Origin of the sequence: Streptomyces sp. R44 (assembly GCF_041053105.1) — a bacterium.
Classification (GTDB): Bacteria; Actinomycetota; Actinomycetes; order Streptomycetales; family Streptomycetaceae; genus Streptomyces.
The window spans coordinates 5,080,850-5,102,556 of record NZ_CP163444.1; the positions used below are offsets into that span (position 1 = coordinate 5,080,850).

The 21,707-nt window shown below is 68.3% G+C and carries 19 protein-coding genes and 1 tRNA gene; 10 read left to right on the top strand and 10 right to left on the bottom strand.

Annotation, left to right across the window (positions count from 1 at the left end):
- The first annotated feature begins 174 nt into the window (after positions 1 to 174).
- The 10 genes from AB5J54_RS23725 to AB5J54_RS23770 all read left to right on the top strand — a co-directional run bounded on the left by AB5J54_RS23725 (position 175) and on the right by AB5J54_RS23770 (position 13,353).
- Positions 175 to 247 (top strand) — tRNA-Trp (locus tag AB5J54_RS23725).
- A 103-nt stretch (positions 248 to 350) separates the two neighbouring features.
- The gene (gene secE / locus AB5J54_RS23730) at positions 351 to 638 is read left to right on the top strand and encodes a preprotein translocase subunit SecE (RefSeq protein WP_369145933.1); all 288 of its coding nucleotides are present in this window, start codon (positions 351 to 353) and stop codon (positions 636 to 638) included.
- Between the two features lie 44 nt (positions 639 to 682).
- Positions 683 to 1,549: a transcription termination/antitermination protein NusG gene (nusG, locus tag AB5J54_RS23735; RefSeq protein ID WP_369145934.1), complete on the top strand. Its 867-nt coding sequence runs from the start codon at positions 683 to 685 to the stop codon at positions 1,547 to 1,549.
- 158 nt (positions 1,550 to 1,707) lie between these two features.
- Positions 1,708 to 2,142 (top strand): 50S ribosomal protein L11, encoded by a 435-nt coding sequence (gene rplK / locus AB5J54_RS23740; protein ID WP_030687894.1) that lies wholly within the window; start codon positions 1,708 to 1,710, stop codon positions 2,140 to 2,142.
- 107 nt (positions 2,143 to 2,249) lie between these two features.
- Positions 2,250 to 2,978, top strand: a complete 729-nt coding sequence (gene rplA / locus AB5J54_RS23745; protein WP_369145935.1) for a 50S ribosomal protein L1 — start codon at positions 2,250 to 2,252, stop codon at positions 2,976 to 2,978.
- A 118-nt stretch (positions 2,979 to 3,096) separates the two neighbouring features.
- On the top strand, positions 3,097 to 4,029 hold the full coding sequence (locus AB5J54_RS23750; protein ID WP_369145936.1) for a hypothetical protein: 933 nt from the start codon (positions 3,097 to 3,099) through the stop codon (positions 4,027 to 4,029).
- A 251-nt stretch (positions 4,030 to 4,280) separates the two neighbouring features.
- Positions 4,281 to 4,811, top strand: coding sequence for a 50S ribosomal protein L10 (gene rplJ / locus AB5J54_RS23755; protein ID WP_030687887.1), 531 nt, complete (start codon positions 4,281 to 4,283; stop codon positions 4,809 to 4,811).
- A gap of 111 nt (positions 4,812 to 4,922) precedes the next feature.
- A complete protein-coding gene (gene rplL, locus AB5J54_RS23760; RefSeq protein ID WP_319310704.1) occupies positions 4,923 to 5,306 on the top strand; it encodes a 50S ribosomal protein L7/L12 in 384 nt (127 codons plus the stop codon).
- Positions 5,307 to 5,870: 564 nt separating this feature from the next.
- Positions 5,871 to 9,353: a DNA-directed RNA polymerase subunit beta gene (gene rpoB, locus AB5J54_RS23765; RefSeq protein WP_369145937.1), complete on the top strand. Its 3,483-nt coding sequence runs from the start codon at positions 5,871 to 5,873 to the stop codon at positions 9,351 to 9,353.
- Between the two features lie 100 nt (positions 9,354 to 9,453).
- Positions 9,454 to 13,353 (top strand): DNA-directed RNA polymerase subunit beta', encoded by a 3,900-nt coding sequence (locus tag AB5J54_RS23770; protein WP_369145938.1) that lies wholly within the window; start codon positions 9,454 to 9,456, stop codon positions 13,351 to 13,353.
- 73 nt (positions 13,354 to 13,426) lie between these two features.
- Here the strand turns inward: AB5J54_RS23770 and AB5J54_RS23775 are convergent, their stop codons facing one another.
- From AB5J54_RS23775 to AB5J54_RS23820, 10 genes are all read right to left on the bottom strand, one after another.
- Positions 13,427 to 13,690 carry a hypothetical protein gene (locus AB5J54_RS23775; protein WP_369145939.1) on the bottom strand — a complete coding sequence of 88 codons (264 nt, stop codon included), beginning with the start codon at positions 13,688 to 13,690 and terminating at the stop codon, positions 13,427 to 13,429.
- Positions 13,677 to 13,910 carry a hypothetical protein gene (locus AB5J54_RS23780; protein WP_369145940.1) on the bottom strand — a complete coding sequence of 78 codons (234 nt, stop codon included), beginning with the start codon at positions 13,908 to 13,910 and terminating at the stop codon, positions 13,677 to 13,679. Before AB5J54_RS23780 ends, AB5J54_RS23775 begins: the two co-directional genes overlap by 14 nt.
- Before the next feature lie 17 nt (positions 13,911 to 13,927).
- Positions 13,928 to 14,839: a peptidoglycan-binding protein gene (locus tag AB5J54_RS23785; RefSeq protein ID WP_369145941.1), complete on the bottom strand. Its 912-nt coding sequence runs from the start codon at positions 14,837 to 14,839 to the stop codon at positions 13,928 to 13,930.
- Between the two features lie 74 nt (positions 14,840 to 14,913).
- Positions 14,914 to 15,294: an ATP-binding protein gene (locus AB5J54_RS23790; protein WP_369145943.1), complete on the bottom strand. Its 381-nt coding sequence runs from the start codon at positions 15,292 to 15,294 to the stop codon at positions 14,914 to 14,916.
- 34 nt (positions 15,295 to 15,328) lie between these two features.
- The gene (locus AB5J54_RS23795; protein ID WP_369145944.1) at positions 15,329 to 15,898 is read right to left on the bottom strand and encodes a hypothetical protein; all 570 of its coding nucleotides are present in this window, start codon (positions 15,896 to 15,898) and stop codon (positions 15,329 to 15,331) included.
- Positions 15,898 to 17,037: a hypothetical protein gene (locus AB5J54_RS23800; RefSeq protein WP_369145945.1), complete on the bottom strand. Its 1,140-nt coding sequence runs from the start codon at positions 17,035 to 17,037 to the stop codon at positions 15,898 to 15,900. The genes AB5J54_RS23795 and AB5J54_RS23800 overlap by 1 nt, the downstream gene beginning before the upstream one ends.
- A gap of 10 nt (positions 17,038 to 17,047) precedes the next feature.
- The gene (locus AB5J54_RS23805) at positions 17,048 to 18,187 is read right to left on the bottom strand and encodes a hypothetical protein (protein WP_369145946.1); all 1,140 of its coding nucleotides are present in this window, start codon (positions 18,185 to 18,187) and stop codon (positions 17,048 to 17,050) included.
- A gap of 49 nt (positions 18,188 to 18,236) precedes the next feature.
- Complete coding sequence (locus AB5J54_RS23810; RefSeq protein ID WP_369145947.1) at positions 18,237 to 19,445, bottom strand: hypothetical protein; 1,209 nt, start codon at positions 19,443 to 19,445, stop codon at positions 18,237 to 18,239.
- 36 nt (positions 19,446 to 19,481) lie between these two features.
- Entirely contained in the window at positions 19,482 to 20,675 is a 1,194-nt protein-coding gene (locus AB5J54_RS23815; protein ID WP_369145948.1) for a hypothetical protein, read from the bottom strand.
- A 53-nt stretch (positions 20,676 to 20,728) separates the two neighbouring features.
- Positions 20,729 to 21,661: a phage tail protein gene (locus AB5J54_RS23820; protein WP_369145949.1), complete on the bottom strand. Its 933-nt coding sequence runs from the start codon at positions 21,659 to 21,661 to the stop codon at positions 20,729 to 20,731.
- Positions 21,662 to 21,707: the final 46 nt, after the last annotated feature.

Here is a 21,707-nt window from a genome sequence, read left to right on the forward strand (position 1 = left end):
GGCACACAGGTTTCAAGGACCGGACAGGACCGGTCATTACCGGTCGTACGCGCTTCCGACGGCAGGTCGGCGTGCTTTCTGTTCGACGTAGGGGCCCCTGACCACGTATGCTCACTCCTCGTTGGCCCGCACCGACCACATCTCACGATGCGGTACGTTTGGGGGCACCGACAAAGGGTCGTAGCTCAATTGGTAGAGCACCGGTCTCCAAAACCGGCGGTTGGGGGTTCAAGTCCCTCCGGCCCTGCTACACACACCGCCAGGTGTTGTGCGCATGTACGTACTTCATTGCACCGCCGTGCGGCTCCACCCGGGCGCGGCACGGCCGACCCGGAATCAGGTGAGAGATCGTGACGGACGCCGTAGGCTCCATCGACATGCCTGATGCCGACGACGAGACCGCAGAGTCGAAGAAGAAGTTCCGCAAGGGCGGGAAGCGCGGAAAGAAGGGCCCTCTGGGCCGTCTCGCGCTCTTCTACCGCCAGATCATCGCCGAGCTCCGCAAGGTCGTCTGGCCCACGCGCAGCCAGCTGACGACGTACACCACCGTGGTGATTGTCTTCGTCGTCATCATGATCGGCCTTGTCACCGTGATTGACTATGGCTTCCAGGAAGCAGTCAAGTACGTCTTCGGCTGACTTTTTGTTCCACCCCATCTGTATCGCAGGAAGAAGCAGCCACCGTGTCTGACGCGAACCTGAACGACGCCTTCGAGTCCGAGTCCGTCGAGGACGAGCTGGACATCGTCGAGGCCGCCGACGAGGACGTCGAGGACGTCGAGGTCGACGCTGCTGAGGACGCTGCGGACGAGGACGTCGAGATCGACGAGGCCGACGAGGACGAGACCGACGAGGTCGAGGACGAGACCGACGAGGTCGAGGTCGAGGACGCCGAGGAAGAGACCGAGGAGGAGGCCGAGCCGGCCGCCCCGGTCGACCCGGTCGCCGCGCTCCGCGAGGAGCTCCGCACCCTCCCCGGCGAGTGGTACGTCATCCACACCTACGCGGGCTACGAGAAGCGCGTGAAGGCCAACCTCGAGCAGCGTGCCGTCTCGCTCAACGTCGAGGACTTCATCTACCAGGCCGAGGTCCCCGAGGAAGAGATCGTCCAGATCAAGGGCGGCGAGCGGAAGAACGTCAAGCAGAACAAGCTTCCCGGCTACGTTCTCGTCCGCATGGACCTGACGAACGAGTCCTGGGGCGTCGTCCGCAACACCCCCGGCGTCACCGGCTTCGTGGGCAACGCCTACGACCCGTACCCGCTGACCCTGGACGAGATCGTCAAGATGCTCGCCCCGGAGGCCGAGGAGAAGGCCGCCCGCGAGGCCGCCGAGGCCGAGGGCAAGCCGGCTCCGGCCCGCAAGCTGGAGGTCCAGGTCCTGGACTTCGAGGTCGGCGACTCGGTCACCGTCACCGACGGCCCGTTCGCGACCCTCCAGGCCACGATCAACGAGATCAACCCGGACTCGAAGAAGGTCAAGGGCCTCGTCGAGATCTTCGGTCGCGAGACCCCGGTCGAGCTGAGCTTCGACCAGATCCAGAAGAACTGATCTCACCGTCTTCCGACCAGGTCAGAGTGGCTCTCGTAGCCGCTCTGACCTGCTCGGTTTTTAGCCGCACGTCTATACCCGTTATCGTTGTGCGGTATGCCTGCATCCGGATGACCGGAAGGCGGGCTGAACACTCTCACTAGGACCCGGAGAGAGCAATGCCTCCCAAGAAGAAGAAGGTCACGGGGCTTATCAAGCTCCAGATCAACGCCGGTGCGGCCAACCCGGCCCCGCCGGTCGGCCCCGCGCTCGGTCAGCACGGCGTCAACATCATGGAGTTCTGCAAGGCCTACAACGCCGCGACCGAGTCGCAGCGTGGCATGGTCGTGCCGGTGGAGATCACGGTCTACGAAGACCGCACCTTCACCTTCATCACCAAGACTCCGCCGGCCGCCAAGCTGATCCTCAAGGCCGCGGGTGTGGAGAAGGGCTCCGGCGAGCCGCACAAGACCAAGGTCGCCAAGCTCACGGCCGCCCAGGTCCGCGAGATCGCCACGGTCAAGCTCCCCGACCTCAACGCCAATGACCTGGACGCCGCGTCCAAGATCATCGCCGGCACCGCCCGTTCCATGGGCATCACGGTCGAGGGCTGATCAGCCCCCGTTTGACCACGCGGCGGTAGCCGCATGATCGACACAGACAGTGGTAGGGCCGGCGCGGCCCGCACCACGACTCCACACCTGAACCAACAGGAGAAGCAGTGAAGCGCAGCAAGGCTCTCCGCTCCGCGGACGCCAAGATCGACCGCGAGCGGCTCTACGCTCCCCTCGAGGCCGTCCGCCTCGCGAAGGAGACCGCCACCACGAAGTTCGACGGCACCGTCGAGGTCGCCTTCCGCCTGGGCGTCGACCCGCGCAAGGCCGACCAGATGGTCCGTGGCACCGTGAACCTCCCGCACGGCACCGGCAAGACCGCCCGGGTCCTGGTCTTCGCGACCGGTGACCGTGCCGAGGCCGCGATCGCCGCTGGCGCCGACATCGTCGGTTCCGACGAGCTCATCGACGAGATCTCCAAGGGCAACCGCCTGAACGAGTTCGACGCCGTGGTGGCCACCCCGGACCTCATGGGCAAGGTCGGCCGCCTCGGCCGCGTCCTCGGCCCGCGTGGTCTCATGCCGAACCCCAAGGTCGGCACCGTCACCCCCGATGTCGCGAAGGCTGTCAACGACATCAAGGGCGGCAAGATCGAGTTCCGCGTCGACAAGCACTCGAACCTGCACTTCATCATCGGCAAGGTTTCCTTCGATGACACGAAGCTGGTCGAGAACTACGCCGCGGCGCTGGAGGAGATCCTCCGTCTGAAGCCGTCCGCCGCCAAGGGCCGCTACATCAAGAAGGCCGCCCTCAGCACCACGATGGGCCCCGGCATCCCGCTGGACTCCAACCGCACCCGTAACCTCCTCGTCGAGGAGGACCCGGCCGCGGTCTGAACCTCACCGGTTCGCTGAGTGGTCAGCCGGCCCCGCACCTCTCCGGAGGTGCGGGGCCGGCTCTTTGTTACGGTTCAAGAGACCGTAAAGAACTTGGATCAAGGGGTGGGGAACGCTCATGAACAAGTCCGCATGGAAGCGCGCGGGCGTCGCTCTCACGGCCGTGGCGGTCGTGACCGGCGTCGCGGGCTGTCAGGACGGCGGGGACGCAAAGGGGGCCGCCCCGGCCGCTCCGGCCGCGCCCGAGGCGCAGGGCCACGGTGACGTCACGAAGGTCATCCAGGCCGCGTACGAGAAGACCTCGGCCGCCAAGGCCGCCAAGGTCAAGATGACCATGACGATGGAGGGGCTCGGCAGCGAGTCCGGCACGATCGAGATGAGCGGCGTCCAGGGCTGGGACCCGGCGGTGATGGACATCACCATGAAGGGCTCCATGCTCTCCGCCGGCGACCCCGACGGACCCCAGCAGATGCACATGATCATGCTCGACCAGGTCATGTACATGGACATGGGCGCCAAGCAGGCCGCCGAGCTGGACGGCAAGCGCTGGATGAAGCTCGACATGAAGGCCGCGGCCGACGCCTCCGGCGACAAGGCGCTGCAGAAGCAGATGACCGGCGGCCTGGACAACATGAACCAGGACCCGGCCCAGCAGCTCGCCCTGCTCCTGGACTCCCCGGACCTGAAGCACCTCGGTGCCGAGAAGATCAACGGCATGGAGACCCAGCACTACAAGGGCACGCTCACCTTCGAGCAGATGCTCAAGGCCAACGAGTCGTCGAAGCTCCTCTCCAAGGAGGACCACGACGAGCTCATCGCCGGCGTGAAGAAGGCGGGCCTCAAGGGCTACGAAACCGAGCTCTGGGTCACCGAGGACGGCTACCCGGCCCGTATGGACGTCGGCATGACCATGGCCCAGGGCACGATGCGGATGCGGGCCGACTACACCGACTACGGCACGAAGTCCGCCGTGCAGGCCCCGCCGGCCAAGGACACCGTGGACCTCTTCGAGATGATGAAGGACTTCGGGAAGGAGTCCGGTCAGAGCTGATTTGCTCCTGGCCCAGGCCATCACGTACGCTTCCCCAGAAGCCAAAGACCGCTGGTCGTTGCTGTGCCCTCACCGGGTGCGGTGGCCGAAGGATCCGCTGACAACGGACGACCCGCGCAGGTGACTGTGGAAGTGTTCCCGGACTTCATCGTCCGGTCGAGCTCAGCCCCGTGCGCCTGCGCCCGGGGCGTTTTGTTTTGTCCAGCCTCCTTCTGAGCGGTCCTCATCACCCGGAAGGAGGCCGACGCACTATGCCGACGCCCAACAAGGCTGCATCGGTGGCCGAGCTCAAGGACGCGTTCCAGAGCTCCAACGCCGCCGTGCTGACCGAGTACCGGGGTCTCACCGTCGCGCAGCTCAAGACGCTGCGTCGCTCTCTCGGTGAGAACGCCCAGTACGCCGTGGTGAAGAACACGCTGACCAAGATTGCGGCCAACGAGGCCGGGATCACCGCACTGGACGAGCACTTCGCTGGTCCGACCGCGGTCGCCTTCGTCACCGGTGACCCGGTGGAGTCGGCGAAGGCCCTGCGTGACTTCGCCAAGGAGAACCCGAACCTCATCATCAAGGCTGGTGTCCTTGACGGTAAGGCTCTCTCCGCCGACGACATCAAGAAGCTTGCGGACCTCGAGTCCCGCGAGGTTCTGCTCAGCAAGCTGGCCGGTGCCTTCAAGGGCAAGCAGTCTCAGGCTGCCTCGCTCTTCCAGGCGCTGCCGTCGAAGTTCGTCCGCACCGCGGAAGCGCTTCGCGTCAAGCTCGCCGAGCAGGGCGGTGCCGAGTAATTCGGCTCGCGCATTGATCCGCGCCGCCTAGTGCGCGGGTCGTAGCGGGCCGTTACGCCCGCCTCTATAGACACATCGGCACCTGCCGAATTAGTGGAAGGATCGCCCATCATGGCGAAGCTCTCTCAGGACGACCTCCTCGCCCAGTTCGAGGAGATGACCCTCATCGAGCTCTCCGAGTTCGTGAAGGCCTTCGAGGAGAAGTTCGACGTCACCGCCGCCGCGGCCGTCGCCGTTGCCGGCCCCGCCACCGGTGGCGCTGCCCCCGAGGCCGCCGAGGAGCAGGACGAGTTCGACGTCATCCTCGAGGGTGCCGGCGACAAGAAGATCCAGGTCATCAAGGTCGTGCGTGAGCTCACCTCCCTGGGCCTCAAGGAGGCCAAGGACCTCGTCGACGGCACCCCGAAGCCGGTCCTCGAGAAGGTCGCGAAGGAGGCCGCCGAGAAGGCTGCCGAGTCCCTCAAGGCCGCCGGCGCCTCCGTCACGGTCAAGTAAGACCGTTTCGGCTCGCTGAGCTGACTCCTGCCCCCGTGTCACGCGAATCCGTGTAACGCGGAGGCACCGAGAGGCGATCACCCATCTGGGTGGTCGCCTTTCGGCGTTCCCGGGAAACGGGCGTGGCGGGGGTCCTGCGGGCCGCCGGAAGCGGAGTATGGTGATCTTCGCCGTGCGCCCCGCAGACCGGCGGGTCTTGACGAACCGCACGCAGCGCGCAATTCTCAGGACGCGTCGTCACAACGATCCGTATCCGAGGCATGGATCGACGGCTGAACGGGCAGTATCGAGGTGCGCCGCACGGCGCGAGGTACCGCGGAGTTGAGAGCAACGAGGGTCGCGAAGAAGTCGCCCTGGACATCAGTGGGCCAAGTGGCTACACTGACCCTTTGCGCTGCCTGTTAGCTGCCTCCTGCCCGTCACCAGGGGCATACCTTCGCATCAGCTTCGTGGACCGACCCCGTCTGACCTGGCCTTTTGGTCATCTCAGGAAAAGTCTGCCGTGAAGCGTTGCTGGGGACCGGTACGCGCGTAGTGAGTCCGAGCCCTCGGAAGGACCCCCTCTTGGCCGCCTCGCGCAACGCCTCGACCAATACGAACAACGGCGCAAGCACCGCCCCGCTGCGCATCTCCTTTGCAAAGATCAAGGAGCCCCTCGAGGTTCCGAACCTCCTCGCGCTGCAGACCGAGAGCTTTGACTGGCTGCTCGGCAACGCCGCCTGGAAGGCTCGCGTCGAGGCTGCCCTTGAGTCGGGACAGGACGTCCCCACGAAGTCCGGCCTGGAGGAGATCTTCGAGGAGATCTCCCCGATCGAGGACTTCTCCGGGTCGATGTCGCTGACCTTCCGCGACCACCGCTTCGAGCCGCCGAAGAACTCGATCGACGAGTGCAAGGACCGTGACTTCACGTACGGCGCCCCGCTCTTCGTCACGGCCGAGTTCACCAACAACGAGACCGGCGAGATCAAGTCCCAGACGGTCTTCATGGGCGACTTCCCGCTCATGACGAACAAGGGCACCTTCGTCATCAACGGCACCGAGCGTGTCGTGGTGTCGCAGCTGGTCCGTTCCCCCGGTGTCTACTTCGACTCCTCCATCGACAAGACGTCCGACAAGGACATCTTCTCCGCCAAGATCATCCCGTCCCGGGGTGCCTGGCTGGAGATGGAGATCGACAAGCGCGACCTGGTCGGTGTCCGCATCGACCGCAAGCGCAAGCAGTCCGTCACCGTCCTCCTCAAGGCTCTCGGCTGGACCACCGAGCAGATCCTGCAGGAGTTCGGCGAGTACGAGTCGATGCGCGCCACCCTGGAGAAGGACCACACCCAGGGCCAGGACGACGCGCTGCTGGACATCTACCGCAAGCTCCGTCCGGGCGAGCCGCCGACCCGTGAGGCCGCTCAGACGCTGCTCGAGAACCTCTACTTCAACCCGAAGCGCTACGACCTCGCGAAGGTCGGCCGCTACAAGGTGAACAAGAAGCTCGGCGCCGACGAGCCGCTGGACGCCGGTGTCCTCACCACCGACGACGTCATCGCCACGATCAAGTACCTGGTGAAGCTCCACGCGGGCGAGACCGAGACGATCGGCGAGAACGGCAACGAGATCGTCGTCGAGACCGACGACATCGACCACTTCGGCAACCGTCGTCTGCGCAACGTCGGCGAGCTCATCCAGAACCAGGTCCGCACGGGTCTGGCTCGTATGGAGCGCGTCGTCCGCGAGCGGATGACCACCCAGGACGTTGAGGCGATCACGCCGCAGACCCTGATCAACATTCGCCCGGTCGTGGCGTCGATCAAGGAGTTCTTCGGCACCTCGCAGCTGTCCCAGTTCATGGACCAGAACAACCCGCTGTCGGGTCTGACGCACAAGCGTCGTCTCTCGGCTCTGGGTCCCGGTGGTCTCTCCCGTGAGCGGGCCGGCTTCGAGGTCCGAGACGTGCACCCGTCCCACTACGGACGCATGTGCCCGATCGAGACCCCCGAAGGCCCGAACATCGGTCTGATCGGTTCGCTCGCCTCGTACGGCCGCGTCAACGCGTTCGGCTTCATCGAGACGCCGTACCGCAAGGTCGTCGACGGCCAGGTCACCGACGAGGTCGACTACGTCACCGCCGACGAGGAGGACCGGTTCGTCATCGCGCAGGCCAACGCTGCGCTGAACGACGAGCTCCGCTTCTCCGAGCCGCGCGTCCTCGTTCGTAAGCGTGGCGGCGAGGTCGACTACGTCGAGCCGTCGGACGTGGACTACATGGACGTCTCGCCGCGCCAGATGGTGTCGGTCGCGACCGCCATGATCCCGTTCCTCGAGCACGACGACGCCAACCGTGCCCTCATGGGCGCGAACATGATGCGTCAGGCCGTCCCGCTGATTAAGTCGGAGGCCCCGCTCGTCGGCACCGGCATGGAGTACCGCTGCGCCACCGACGCCGGCGACGTGCTCAAGGCCGAGAAGGACGGTGTCGTCCAGGAGCTGTCGGCCGACTACATCACGGTCGCCAACGACGACGGCACGTACATCACGTACCGCCTGCACAAGTTCTCCCGCTCCAACCAGGGCACCTCTGTGAACCAGAAGGTCGTCGTGGACGAGGGGCAGCGCGTCATCGAGGGCCAGGTCCTCGCCGACGGTCCCGCCACCGAAGACGGCGAGATGGCGCTCGGCAAGAACCTCCTCGTGGCGTTCATGCCGTGGGAGGGCCACAACTACGAGGACGCGATCATCCTGTCGCAGCGCCTCGTGCAGGACGACGTCCTCTCCTCGATCCACATCGAGGAGCACGAGGTCGACGCCCGTGACACCAAGCTCGGCCCCGAGGAGATCACCCGGGACATCCCGAACGTCTCCGAGGAGGTCCTCGCGGACCTCGACGAGCGCGGCATCATCCGCATCGGTGCCGAGGTCGTCGCCGGCGACATCCTGGTAGGCAAGGTCACGCCCAAGGGTGAGACCGAGCTGACCCCGGAGGAGCGCCTGCTCCGCGCGATCTTCGGTGAGAAGGCCCGTGAGGTCCGTGACACCTCGCTGAAGGTGCCGCACGGCGAGATCGGCAAGATCATCGGCGTCCGCGTCTTCGACCGCGAGGAGGGCGACGAGCTTCCCCCGGGCGTGAACCAGCTGGTCCGCGTCTACGTCGCCCAGAAGCGCAAGATCACCGACGGTGACAAGCTCGCCGGCCGTCACGGCAACAAGGGCGTCATCTCGAAGATCCTCCCGATCGAGGACATGCCGTTCCTCGAGGACGGCACCCCGGTCGACATCATCCTCAACCCGCTGGGTGTCCCGTCCCGAATGAACCCGGGACAGGTCCTGGAGATCCACCTCGGCTGGCTCGCCAGCCGCGGCTGGGACGTCTCCGGTCTCGCGGACGAGTGGGCGCAGCGCCTCCAGGCGATCGGCGCCGACCAGGTCGCCCCGGGCACCAACGTCGCGACCCCGGTCTTCGACGGTGCGCGTGAGGACGAGCTCGCGGGTCTGCTCCAGCACACCATCCCGAACCGCGACGGCGAGCGCATGGTGCTCCCGACCGGTAAGGCGAGGCTGTTCGACGGCCGCTCCGGCGAGCCGTTCCCGGACCCGATCTCCGTCGGGTACATGTACATCCTCAAGCTCCACCACCTGGTCGACGACAAGCTCCACGCGCGTTCGACCGGCCCGTACTCGATGATCACCCAGCAGCCGCTGGGTGGTAAGGCCCAGTTCGGTGGCCAGCGCTTCGGTGAGATGGAGGTGTGGGCGCTGGAGGCATACGGCGCCGCGTACGCCCTCCAGGAGCTGCTGACGATCAAGTCCGACGACGTGACCGGCCGCGTGAAGGTCTACGAGGCCATCGTCAAGGGCGAGAACATCCCTGAGCCCGGCATCCCCGAGTCCTTCAAGGTCCTCATCAAGGAGATGCAGTCCCTGTGCCTCAACGTGGAGGTGCTGTCCTCGGACGGCATGTCCATCGAGATGCGCGACACCGACGAGGACGTCTTCCGCGCAGCGGAGGAGCTCGGCATCGACCTGTCCCGGCGCGAGCCGAGCAGCGTCGAAGAGGTCTGACGGGAGTCCGGCAGGGGGACCAGTGATGGTCCCCCCGCCGGCCCCAGGACCCCCGTATCAGACCCCAAAGCCTTACAACCCTGAGAGGGATTGACGCATAGTGCTCGACGTCAACTTCTTCGACGAGCTCCGGATCGGTCTGGCCACCGCTGACGACATCCGTCAGTGGAGCCACGGCGAGGTCAAGAAGCCGGAGACCATCAACTACCGCACGCTCAAGCCCGAGAAGGACGGACTCTTCTGCGAGAAGATCTTCGGTCCGACCCGGGACTGGGAGTGCTACTGCGGCAAGTACAAGCGCGTCCGCTTCAAGGGCATCATCTGTGAGCGGTGTGGCGTCGAGGTCACCCGCGCCAAGGTGCGCCGTGAGCGGATGGGCCACATCGAGCTCGCCGCTCCCGTCACCCACATCTGGTACTTCAAGGGCGTTCCGTCGCGTCTTGGCTACCTGCTCGACCTCGCCCCGAAGGACCTGGAGAAGGTCATCTACTTCGCGGCGTACATGATCACGTACGTCGACGACGAGCGCCGTACGCGTGACCTGCCCTCGCTGGAGGCGCACGTCTCCGTCGAGCGTCAGCAGATCGAGAACCGTCGCGACTCCGACCTGGAGGCCCGCGCCAAGAAGCTCGAGAACGACCTCGCCGAGCTGGAGGCCGAGGGCGCCAAGGCCGACGTGCGCCGCAAGGTGCGCGAGGGTGCCGAGCGCGAGATGAAGCAGCTGCGCGACCGTGCGCAGCGCGAGATCGACCGTCTGGACGAGGTCTGGTCGCGCTTCAAGAACCTCAAGGTCCAGGACCTGGAGGGCGACGAGCTCCTCTACCGCGAGCTGCGTGACCGCTTCGGCACGTACTTCGACGGTTCGATGGGTGCCGCGGCGCTGCAGAAGCGCCTGGAGTCCTTCGACCTGGAGGAGGAGGCCGAGCGCCTCCGCGAGATCATCCGTACCGGCAAGGGCCAGAAGAAGACCCGTGCGCTCAAGCGCCTCAAGGTCGTCTCCGCGTTCCTGCAGACCGCGAACAGCCCCAAGGGCATGGTTCTCGACTGCGTGCCGGTCATCCCGCCGGACCTGCGTCCGATGGTGCAGCTGGACGGTGGCCGCTTCGCGACCTCCGACCTGAACGACCTGTACCGCCGTGTGATCAACCGCAACAACCGCCTGAAGCGGCTTCTCGACCTCGGCGCGCCCGAGATCATCGTGAACAACGAGAAGCGCATGCTCCAGGAGGCGGTCGACGCCCTCTTCGACAACGGCCGTCGTGGTCGCCCGGTGACGGGCCCCGGCAACCGTCCGCTGAAGTCCCTCAGCGACATGCTGAAGGGTAAGCAGGGTCGATTCCGTCAGAACCTGCTCGGCAAGCGTGTCGACTACTCGGCGCGTTCCGTCATCGTCGTCGGCCCGCAGCTCAAGCTGCACCAGTGCGGTCTGCCGAAGGCCATGGCGCTCGAGCTCTTCAAGCCGTTCGTGATGAAGCGCCTGGTCGACCTGAACCACGCGCAGAACATCAAGTCGGCCAAGCGGATGGTCGAGCGCGGCCGCACGGTCGTGTACGACGTCCTCGAAGAGGTCATCGCCGAGCACCCGGTTCTGCTGAACCGTGCGCCCACGCTGCACCGCCTCGGCATCCAGGCCTTCGAGCCGCAGCTGGTCGAGGGCAAGGCCATCCAGATCCACCCGCTCGTCTGCACCGCGTTCAACGCGGACTTCGACGGTGACCAGATGGCCGTCCACCTGCCGCTCTCCGCGGAGGCGCAGGCCGAGGCCCGCATCCTGATGCTGTCCTCGAACAACATCCTGAAGCCCGCCGACGGCCGTCCGGTGACGATGCCGACCCAGGACATGGTCCTCGGTCTGTTCTTCCTCACCACCGACGGTGAGCTCCGTGACACCAAGGGCGAGGGTCGCGCGTTCGGCTCCACGGCCGAGGCGATCATGGCGTTCGACGCCGGCGAGCTCGCGCTCCAGTCGGAGATCGAGATCCGCTTCCCCGTCGGCACCGTCGCTCCGCGTGGCTGGGTTCCCCCGGTCGCCGAGGAGGGCGAGCCGGAGTGGCAGCAGGGTGACACGTTCCGTCTGCGGACGACCCTGGGCCGTGCGCTCTTCAACGAGCTGCTGCCCGAGGACTACCCGTTCGTCGACTACTCCGTCGGCAAGAAGCAGCTCTCCGAGATCGTCAACGACCTCGCCGAGCGCTACCCCAAGGTCATCGTGGCGGCGACGCTCGACAACCTGAAGGCGGCGGGCTTCTACTGGGCGACCCGTTCCGGTGTCACCGTGGCCATCTCCGACGTCGTCGTTCCCGAGGCGAAGAAGGAGATCGTCAAGGGCTACGAGGCGCAGGACGAGAAGGTCCAGAAGCAGTACGAGCGCGGTCTGATCACCAAGGAAGAGCGCACGCAGGAGCTCATCGCGATCTGGACCAAGGCGACCAACGAGGTCGCCGAGGCGATGAACGCGAACTTCCCGCGGACGAACCCCATCTTCATGATGGTTGACTCGGGTGCCCGAGGAAACATGATGCAGATGCGTCAGATCGCCGGTATGCGTGGTCTGGTGTCCAACGCCAAGAACGAGACGATCCCGCGTCCCATCAAGGCGTCGTTCCGCGAGGGCCTCACCGTCCTCGAGTACTTCATCTCCACGCACGGTGCCCGTAAGGGTCTCGCCGACACCGCCCTGCGTACCGCCGACTCGGGTTACCTGACCCGTCGTCTGGTGGACGTCTCGCAGGACGTCATCATCCGCGAGGAGGACTGTGGCACCGAGCGCGGTCTGAAGCTGCGGATCGCGGCCAAGGACGAGGCCGGTGTCCTGCGGAAGACGGACGACGTCGAGACCTCCGTGTACGCGCGGATGCTCGCCGAGGACGTCGTCGTCGACGGCAAGGTCATCGCGCCGGCCAACGTCGACCTGGGTGACGTGCTCATCGACGCCCTGGTCAACGCGGGCGTCGAGGAGGTCAAGACCCGTTCGGTCCTGACCTGTGAGTCCGCCGTCGGTACCTGTGCGTTCTGCTACGGCCGTTCGCTCGCCACCGGCAAGCTGGTCGACATCGGTGAGGCGGTCGGCATCATCGCCGCCCAGTCCATCGGTGAGCCCGGTACCCAGCTGACGATGCGTACCTTCCACACCGGTGGTGTGGCCGGTGACGACATCACCCAGGGTCTGCCCCGTGTCGTCGAGCTCTTCGAGGCGCGGCAGCCGAAGGGTGTCGCCCCGATCTCCGAGGCGGCCGGTCGCGTCCGCATCGAGGAGACCGAGAAGACCAAGAAGATCGTCGTCACCCCGGACGACGGCACCGACGAGACGGCGTTCCCGATCTCGAAGCGTGCCCGTCTGCTCGTGGGCGAGGGCGACCACGTCGAGGTGGGCCAGAAGCTCACCGTGGGTGCCACCAACCCGCACGACGTGCTCCGGATCCTCGGTCAGCGCGCGGTCCAGGTCCACCTGGTCGGCGAAGTCCAGAAGGTCTACAACTCGCAGGGCGTGTCGATCCACGACAAGCACATCGAGATCATCATCCGGCAGATGCTGCGCCGCGTGACGATCATCGAGTCCGGCGACGCGGAGCTCCTGCCGGGCGAGCTGGTCGAGCGGTCGAAGTTCGAGACCGAGAACCGTCGTGTGGTCACCGAGGGCGGTCACCCCGCCTCCGGCCGTCCGCAGCTGATGGGTATCACCAAGGCCTCGCTGGCGACGGAGTCCTGGCTGTCGGCCGCCTCCTTCCAGGAGACGACCCGAGTCCTGACGGATGCGGCGATCAACGCCAAGTCCGACAGCCTCATCGGCCTCAAGGAGAACGTCATCATCGGTAAGCTCATCCCGGCAGGTACGGGTCTGTCCCGCTACCGCAACATCCGGGTGGAGCCGACCGAGGAGGCCAAGGCCGCGATGTACTCGGCCGTCGGCTACGACGACATCGACTACTCGCCGTTCGGCTCGGGCTCCGGCCAGGCCGTTCCGCTGGAGGACTACGACTACGGTCCGTACAACCAGTAAGCGAGTCGCTTGACCGAAGGGCGGTCACCCCGTGGGGGTGGCCGCCCTTCGGCGTTGTGCTTCCCGGGAGGGGTCAGCGCCCGGCCAGCTCCCAGGCCGTGACGACGACCGTCGCGACCGCGGCGAGGGCGCCGATGCTGGCCAGCGGCCAGCGGGCCCGCTCCAGTGCGTCCAGCCGGGCCTCGTGGTCGGCGAGCTGCTTGTCGGTCTGGTCGCTGCGCTGCACGAGCAGCGCGAGCGAGCCGTCGACCCGGGCGAAGCCGGCCTCCAGGGTGCCGCGGAGCCGCTCCAGTTCGAGGGCGACGGCGACGGGGTCGTTCGGGTCAGACTCGGTCATCGGCACCTCCCTGGGTGGGGCGCAGCCAGGACGGCAGCAGGTTCTGCACCAGGTCGAGGGCCATCACCCGGGCCAGCCCGCCGGCGACGGCGAGGGCCCCCGCGACCCAGGGGAGGGTCGCGGGGATGCCGGAGGCGTCGACGATCGCGGGGAGCACGACGGCGATGCCCACGGCGGACTGGAGGACGGTACGGGCCGTGCGCTTGGCGGCATCGGACATCGGTCTGCTCCTCGGGGTCACTTCGTGTACGGGACTTTCAGCGCGTTCCATGAGGCGGCGCCCGGGATGCCGTCGGCGTCGGAGCCGCGGAAGCCGAGCTTGTGCTGCCACTTCGCGTAGCTGAGCCGGTCGGCCTCGCCCCAGCGGGGGCTGGGGCCGACGGTGTAGGCGGAGCAGCCTTCCGCGACGAGGCGGCGGCCCATGGCGGTGATGATCGGGGAGCTCGTCTCCGTGCGGAAGAACGAGGTGCCCGGGAAGGGCTGGAGGCGGGGGGCGGCCGGCTTGCCGGCGTCGGGGGCGGGCCTGGCGGGGGCCTTGTTCAGCCGGGCCTGGATCCGGTCGCGCATCGTCGGCATGGCGAAGCCCCGGGGGTCGTCCTTCCAGTCCGACCACTCCTTGTGGCCGATGACGGAGCGGGCGCCCCAGCCGTGGGCCCGGCACAGGGCGGCGGAGACCCGTTCGATGGCGTCGAGCTGGGCGGGCGGCCAGGGGTCGGTGCCGTTGCCGAGGTTGACGCACTCGAAGCCGTAGAAGCGGGAGTTGCCGTCGACGGCGCCGGCGCTGCCCTGGTGCTGGCGCGGGGCGGGCGGCCGGTCGCCGTACGTCTCGCTGATCACGGCCTGGAGGACGGACGGGTCGCCGCCGCCGGCGTGGTTGGCGCGGCCGTTGGCGACGAGGTGGACGCTGCCGTCCTTGGCGATGACGCCGTGGCAGAGCGGGCCCGGCAGCCCTTCGTAGCCGTTGAAGCACATCTCGACGGTGTTGGCGGTGCCGGCGGAGACGGTGTGGTGGATGACCACGCCGGTGACCGGGCCCCAGGCGCCGACGTGGTTGCGGTTGTGGGTGCGCCAGCCGGGGTGTTCGACGACGTTGACGCCTTCGGCGCGGAGCGCGGCGACGAGCCGGTCCGCGGTGAGGGGAGTGGCCATCTGGTGTCCTCCAGGCATGAAAAAAGCCCGCGCCGGCGGAGCCGTTCGGGCGTGCGGGCGGGGGTACGGGGCTGTTACGGGGTGGGGGCCGGGGCGGTCGGGGCCCAGGCGGCGCACAGTGCGGCGCTGGCGGCCCGGCGGGTCTCGAAGTCGGCGAGCGCGGCGGCGACCGCGCGCTGGACGGCGGTCTGGTCGGGGACGGCCGGGACGCCGTCCCGGGCGTCGACGACGATCAGGCCGGAGCCGCGCAGGGTGGCGTCGCCGGTGCCCTTCTCGGTGACCTCGGCGGTGATGTACACCGACGGGTACTGCCCTGTGACCGGGTCGCGCTGCAGGGTGTAGCCCATGGTGTTGTCGTACACGCGTACGGTGAGGGTGTGGCCGTCCTCGGTGACGACGGCGCGGCCCGCGTAGTCGATGGCGACGCCCCAGGGCTGGGTGGGGTCGATGTTCATGGGGTGCTCCTCGTGTCGCTCTTCGGCGAGTGGGTCAGGTCTGGGCGCCGTGGATGAGGGCGGGCTGGGCGTAGACCGTGCCGGCCGTGGCCATGGCCTGGATCTCGATGTACATCGTCTGGCCGAAGCGGGTCTTCATGTCGCCGGGCAGCAGGCCGAGGTAGTCGTAGGTGATGCCCGCACCGACGGTGGGCCCGAAGGGGACGCCGTCGACGAGGACCCGGATCTGGCCGGCGCCGCCGGTCGACGCCGCCGTGTTGACGGCGAGCCGCATCTTCGGCTGCCAGATGGGGTTGGAGCAGCGGGCGATGGTGGTGAAGGCGGCGGCGGTGGTGGAGGGCCACTTGGTCTGGTCACTGGCCAGCGGCGGCATGAGCGGCAGCCAGGGCCGGGCGAGACCGCCGGTCATGATGTCGTCGGCGAAGATCTCGTGGTTGTAGCCGTCGAAGATCCGGAACAGCGGCCGGGTGATGGTGACGCTGCTGGTCTGCGGGGGGCGGAACTCGTTGACGGCGGGGCGGGTGTTGACGGCCGTGGACAGGGCCTTGAGCCGGCGTTCCATCTGGTTCAGCCGGTCGATGATGTCCTCGGGCAGCTGGGGCATCAGGACTCCTCGAGGTAGAGCTCGGCGGTGTCGGGGCGGCCGCGTTCCGGCGGGGTGACCTTGACGCCGATGATGCGGTAGCGGGCGTCGAGGCCCTGCGAGAACCACTCGTCGTGGATCCGGATGCGGGCCATGCGCCCGATGAGGGCGGGCGGGACGATCCCGCCGAGGTGGATGGTGATCGCCGGGATCACCACGGCGCCCATGACCTGGTCCAGCTCGGCCGATGCCAGCGCCTCCAGGGCGAGTTCGTCCGTGATCTCGTTGTGGTCCGAGGACAGGTCGATCAGGGGCCAGCCGTCGGCGAGCAGCTCGCTGCGGTACTGCTCCTTGCCGTACAGCGGCCGGGACTCCTCGGCCGCGTTGGCGTTCGCCGAGGCGCCGCGGGCGACGGCGGTGGTGGCGCCGCGCGTCGCGTCGTACGGGAAGGAGTACGACAGGATGACGCCGGGGCGGTCGAAGAGCAGATCGGTCGAACCGTTGACGATCTTGGGCTCGCCGAGCCGGAGCTGCCGGATCCGCTGTCCTGAGATGGGGTCGCGGTAGACGAGGATCTGGTGCTCGAAGCCGTCCTGCATGTCGGCGATCTGGTTGAGCGCGTCCAGGTAGACGGTCTCGTCGCCCTTCCGCCACGAGACGGTGCGCTTGACCTCGGGCTTCCGGGGCTCCTCGTCGCCGAAGGTGATCCCGAGGCGCTTCGGGTGGTCGGCGTCCGGGTCGCCGGGGTAGGTCTGGAGGTCGAGCTCGGCCCACAGCCTGCGCGCGATCTCCAGCTGCTGGGTCGGGGTGTTGTAGGTGATGTCGGTGCGGATGCGGCGGCGTCCGGCGTACGAGTCGAAGGTGGCGGCCTGGATGCCGAGGGTCAGCACCCCGCGGCCGCTGGACTGCAGGGTGGTGGTCCAGACGATGCCGCCCCACCACAGGTCGCCGCCGCGCTCCAGGTAGACCGCGGTGCGGCCCTCCCGGACCTTCTTCACGCGCTCGGCGATGGCCTTGTCGGGGATGGGGATCGTGCCGGAGAGCGAGCCCGCCTTGCCGATGTAGTCGTCGAAGGAGACGTCCCGCAGCGGCAGGATGTCCAGCGTCTGGTCGGTGAGCAGGTCGCAGAAGATAGCCCGGTAGGGCGTGTCGATTGCCATCGAGGGCCCCTCAGAGGACGTAGGTGGCGGTGATGCGGACGTTCCGGCCGGCGGTCAGGACGCCGTTCGCGGACCAGGTGCGCACATGGACGTTGCCGTCGGGCGAGAAGGTGAAGGCGCCCTGGCCGTAGAAGTCGGTGCCGGAGGCCTCGTAGGCGAACGAGGGACGCCAGCCCGTCGGCAGGGTGCAGACCAGCTCGTCGGGGCTGAGGTTGCCGGCGGTGGTGGCGGTGAGGTCGGCACCGGCGCGGGTCACCGTCACGGAGACGGTGGCCACTCCGCGGGTCCTGCGGCCCGCGAAGCCCACCAGCGTCCAGCCGGCGGCCGGGGTCGCGCCCGTGCTGCTCGTCTCCACCTCGACGGGCGGCTGGTAGGCGGCCCAGGCGTTGTTGTTCCAGCGCTGGAGCTGCCCGCCGTAGTCGCGGTACTGGCCGGTGTAGCTGCCGGTGGTGATCGTGCCGCTGGGCGCGATGCCGCCGATCTCCTTGGGGTAGGCGACCCAGGCGGTGCCGTCCCAGCGCTGGAGGAAGTGGGCGTTGTCGTTGTCCTGGTACTGGCCCGGGTAGGAACCGGGGACACCGGCGTTGTTGTAGACGGGCAGGATGCCGCCGGCGGAGACCAGCGTGGTGCGCAGGTCGGTGGAGGCGCCGCCGGCCCAGTCGATGCCGCCGTTGCCGGCGGAGGCCCCGGCCTTGACCTTCACGGTGAACAGGACCAGCGAGCGGGCCGGGGCGGCCGGGGCCACCGGAGCGGCCTTCGCCTCGCCCTTGACGATCTCGACGACGGCTTCGTACCTGCCCTGGGTGTCGGCGTCGTGGTCGTAGACGCGGAGCACGACCAGGTCGATCCGCGGGTTGAGCGGGTCCCCGTCACCGAAGGTGATGGCCATGTCCTGGTCGAGGGTGACGGGGTAGGCGCCGTCGCTGTTGCTGCCCTGGACGACGGCCCGGCCGTGGTAGACGGTGGCCGTCATCGGGCCGGTGGAAGCCATCCACAGGCCGCCGACCCGGAACTTGCCGTCGTACGTGCCCGGCAGGATGCCGGAGCGCGAGGCCAGCGGATTCGCGGGGGTGGTGGCGCCGATGTTGGTGAGACGGGTGTTCTGGCGGGTCTGACCTGTGGGCGTCAGCCAGCCGGATCGTACGGGCATGCGGTTCTCCTGTCGGGCGGGGCGTGGGCGGGCCGGCGGCCGTGCGGGCTCAGTACTGCGGGGTGACCTGCATGAAGCTGTTGTCGAACCACGCCCGGATGTTGGTGTGCGAGGAGCGGTAGAACGCGGTGAGCGTGTACGGGGCGCCCGGGGTGAGGCCGGACAGGCGCTGCACCGTCGACGCGGAGACGCCGTCCGCCGGGGTCGCCCCTCGGCCGCCCTTCACCGCCAGCTCGTCGTCCAGGTCACGGACGACCGTGCTGCCCTGGGTGATCTTCAGGCACATCCAGCCGGTCGAGGCGGCGTTGGTGCCGGTCTCCAGGATGGTCTCCACCCGCGAGCCGAAGGTGACCAGCACGTTCTTGGACGGCGGGGCCGTGAAGGTCAGCGTGAAGGGGTTCGAGGCCCGGTCGAGCAGGGTGTCCACGTACGTCGTCGACAGGGTGTAGCCCGCGTCCAGCTGGTCGTTGAAGTACGGCCCCGGGAACGCCGGCGCCCACGCCGTCCCGCTCCAGCGCTGGAGCACGCCCGTGGTGTCCCGGTACTGACCGGTGTAGCTGCCCTGCGTGGTGGAGGCGGAGGCCGGGATGATGCCGCCGACGGCCTCCGGGTACGACACCCACTTGCCGCCGTCCCAGCGCTGGAACTGGCTGTTCGGGGTGTCCTGGTACTGGCCCGGGTAGGCGCCCGGCTGGACCGGCCCCTCGACCGGCAGGATGCCGCCCGCGGAGACGACGGTGGTGCGCAGGTCCTTCAGGGCGGAGGCCCACGGGATGCCGCCGTTGCCCGCGCTGGCGTTGATCGGGACCCGCACCTCGTACAGCGGAAGACTGCGCGCCGGCACCGGCTGCGCCTTCGGGCTCGCCTGGGGGACGCCCTGGATGACCTCGATGACGGCCTCGTTGCGGGTGCCCTCGTAGAGCTTGTCGTAGATCCGCAGGACGACGAGGTCGATCCGGTCGAACTGCGCGTTGCCGGGCGCGAAGGTGACGACCTCGGAGGTCGGCAGCGTCACCGGGTAGGCGCCCTGGGAGATGTCGCCCTGGATGACCGCCCGGCCCTCGGAGACGACCGCGGACATGGCGGAGGCGTTCGTCATCCAGAAGCCGGACAGCCGGAACTTGCCGTCGTACGAGCCCGGCAGGATGCCGGACCGCACCTGGACGGGGTTGAGAGCGTTGGTGGCGCCCATCTGGGTGAGGCGGGTGTCCTCGCGGGTCTGGCCGGACTCGAGGACCCAGCTGCTGCGCAGGTTCATGAGGTTGCTCCAATCGGGGTTACGGGGAGGACGGGGTCAGGACCGGATCCACTGGGCGGTCAGCGTGCTGTAGTAGCCCGAGCCGCCGAGGGTGCGGACGGCGGCGGTGTGGTTGTGGTAGCCGGCGAGCTGCAGGACGTTGCCCGCGGTGAGCTTGATGAGGCCCTCGCCGCCGACGGTGACGGCGCCGGTGGACGCCGGGGACAGCCAGGTCATCCGCGGCACTCCGACGCCGCCGAGGTGGATGCGGGCGCCGCGCACGCCGGTGGTGGAGTCGCCGTTCCAGGCGACGTGGCCGGTGACCCGCCACCAGCCGGTGCGCGGGACGACGAAGCTGTCCGTGCCGTTCCAGCCGGCGAGGTCGTCGATGTCGACGTAGTTGAGGGTGATCGGCGTCCAGGCGCCGGCCGGCACGCTCTGCATCGTCGTCTGCGAGACGGTGAACAGGACGGACGCCTTGCCTTCGGCGTACTGCCAGGCCGCGCCGTCCCAGCGCTGCAGGACGCCGGCGTTGTCGCGGTACTGGCCGGTGTAGGTGCCGGTCGTCACCGTCCCGTTCGCGGCGATGCCGCCGTACGCCTTCGGGTACGACTGCCAGGTCGTGCCGTCCCAGCGCTGGAGCAGGCCCGAGACGTCGCGGTACTGGCCGACGTACACGCCGTTGAAACCGCTGGTCGGCATGATGCCGCCGAGCGCCGTCATCGGGTAGTGCTTCGTCGTGACGACGCCCGGGGTGGTCCACTGGACGCCGCCGTTGCCGGCGGAGGTGCCTGCGGGCACCGAGATCGTGTAGAGCTGGAAGGAGCTGCCGGGGCCCGAGGCGGGGACCGCCGGGATGGCCGAGGGCGTGCCCTTGATCAGCCGGATCACGGCGTCGGTGGCGCCGCTCTTGTCGTAGGCGTCGTCCATGACGGCCAGTTCGATGACGTCGATCCGGCCGTACTGCGGGTCGCCGTCGGCGATGGTGAGCGTCTCGGGGGCGGTCACAGCGATCATGTACGCGCCCTGGGCGGTCTCGTAGCCCTGGAGGACGGCCCGGCCGGTGCCGATGGTGCACTGCATCGCGGAGCTGCCGGTCAGCGCGAAGCCGCCCGGCACGATGCCGGGCCGCGAGCGCAGCGGCGGCGAGGTGGCGCTCGATCCGCTGGGAGTGAGCAGCGCGGACAGGGCGAGCCGGGTGTCCTCGCGGGTCTGGCCGGACGAATGGAGCCAGGCGGCCCGTACGGTCATGGGTTCACCTCTTCTGTGCGGGGCGGAAAGGGGGGCCGGTCACCATGGGGCGGTCACCATTCGGCGCTGCGCCAGCGGACCGTCATCACGGCCTCGGGCGTCGCACCGTCGGGCCGGAACGCCAGCTCCGTACGGCCCGGTTCGAGCACGAAGAGCTCCTCCGGGCTGGAGTCCGCCATGGCGGTGTGGCGCCGGGACGCGGTGCCGTTGAGCATCACGGTGCCGTTGGCGGTGTCGACGACGAGCTCGTCGCCGGCGGCCAGGTCGATCGCGTAGCGCAGCCGGCGCTTGCTGACCCGCTCGGTGACGGTCGGCATGGAGCAGGGGCCGCGGAAGGTGATCAGCGGGTGGGCGGCGGCGGAGCCGGTGTTCTCGGCGACGGCGTCGCCGGTGGAGGTGGCCTGGCCCCAGGAGAGCGGCCACTGCAGCCCCTCCGGCGGCCAGGTCAGACCGGACTCGGGCTGCGGGGCCGTGGTGCTCGTGGACTCCTCGTTGACGCCGTAGCGGCGCGGGTCGGAGGCCAGCCACTGGATCGACATCCTGGAGCTGCCCTGGGTGGCGAAGCCCTGGTCGGCGGGGACCACGCGCTGGGCGATCCGGGCGCGTACGGCGAGGAGTTCGCCGTGCAGCCGGACGGTGAGCCAGCGCTCCTCGTCGAGCAGGGCGAGCGACTGGCGCAGGGCGCGGATGGCCTCGGCGGCGGCGGAGTACTCCGGCATCAGCACGATCGTGCCGCTGATCTTGCGGGGCTTGGCGTAGCGGGAGCCGGGCCAGGCGCCGTGCGAGGTGGGCCGGTCGGCGTCGGAGGAGTCGTACTCGGGCAGGTCCTCCCAGCCCTGGAGTCCGGAGCGGTCGACGTTGAAGGGCGTACCGGGGCCGATGAGAAGCCCGGCCCACTGGATCTGCCCGTCCTGGGTGATCAGTGAGCCGGGCGCGAGGTCGGCGGTGAGGTTGTTTCCGGCGTATGTGGTGGTGGTCTCGGCCATGGGGCCGTCACCTCACTTCTGAGGGGGTGTCGGGTGAGCGGGCTTC

Excerpts from the sequence above, each read along its gene's own strand:
- AB5J54_RS23750 (WP_369145936.1), top strand. The coding sequence starts at position 3,097 with ATGAACAAGTCCGCATGGAAGCGCGCGGGCGTCGCTCTCACGGCCGTG.
- AB5J54_RS23790 (WP_369145943.1), bottom strand. The coding sequence starts at position 15,294 with ATGAACATCGACCCCACCCAGCCCTGGGGCGTCGCCATCGACTACGCG.
- AB5J54_RS23795 (WP_369145944.1), bottom strand. The coding sequence starts at position 15,898 with ATGCCCCAGCTGCCCGAGGACATCATCGACCGGCTGAACCAGATGGAA.
- AB5J54_RS23780 (WP_369145940.1), bottom strand. The coding sequence starts at position 13,910 with ATGTCCGATGCCGCCAAGCGCACGGCCCGTACCGTCCTCCAGTCCGCC.
- AB5J54_RS23805 (WP_369145946.1), bottom strand. The coding sequence starts at position 18,187 with ATGCCCGTACGATCCGGCTGGCTGACGCCCACAGGTCAGACCCGCCAG.
- AB5J54_RS23815 (WP_369145948.1), bottom strand. The coding sequence starts at position 20,675 with ATGACCGTACGGGCCGCCTGGCTCCATTCGTCCGGCCAGACCCGCGAG.
- rplJ (WP_030687887.1), top strand. The coding sequence starts at position 4,281 with ATGCCGACGCCCAACAAGGCTGCATCGGTGGCCGAGCTCAAGGACGCG.
- rplL (WP_319310704.1), top strand. The coding sequence starts at position 4,923 with ATGGCGAAGCTCTCTCAGGACGACCTCCTCGCCCAGTTCGAGGAGATG.
- AB5J54_RS23820 (WP_369145949.1), bottom strand. The coding sequence starts at position 21,661 with ATGGCCGAGACCACCACCACATACGCCGGAAACAACCTCACCGCCGAC.
- rplK (WP_030687894.1), top strand. The coding sequence starts at position 1,708 with ATGCCTCCCAAGAAGAAGAAGGTCACGGGGCTTATCAAGCTCCAGATC.
- AB5J54_RS23800 (WP_369145945.1), bottom strand. The coding sequence starts at position 17,037 with ATGGCAATCGACACGCCCTACCGGGCTATCTTCTGCGACCTGCTCACC.
- AB5J54_RS23785 (WP_369145941.1), bottom strand. The coding sequence starts at position 14,839 with ATGGCCACTCCCCTCACCGCGGACCGGCTCGTCGCCGCGCTCCGCGCC.
- AB5J54_RS23810 (WP_369145947.1), bottom strand. The coding sequence starts at position 19,445 with ATGAACCTGCGCAGCAGCTGGGTCCTCGAGTCCGGCCAGACCCGCGAG.
- AB5J54_RS23775 (WP_369145939.1), bottom strand. The coding sequence starts at position 13,690 with ATGACCGAGTCTGACCCGAACGACCCCGTCGCCGTCGCCCTCGAACTG.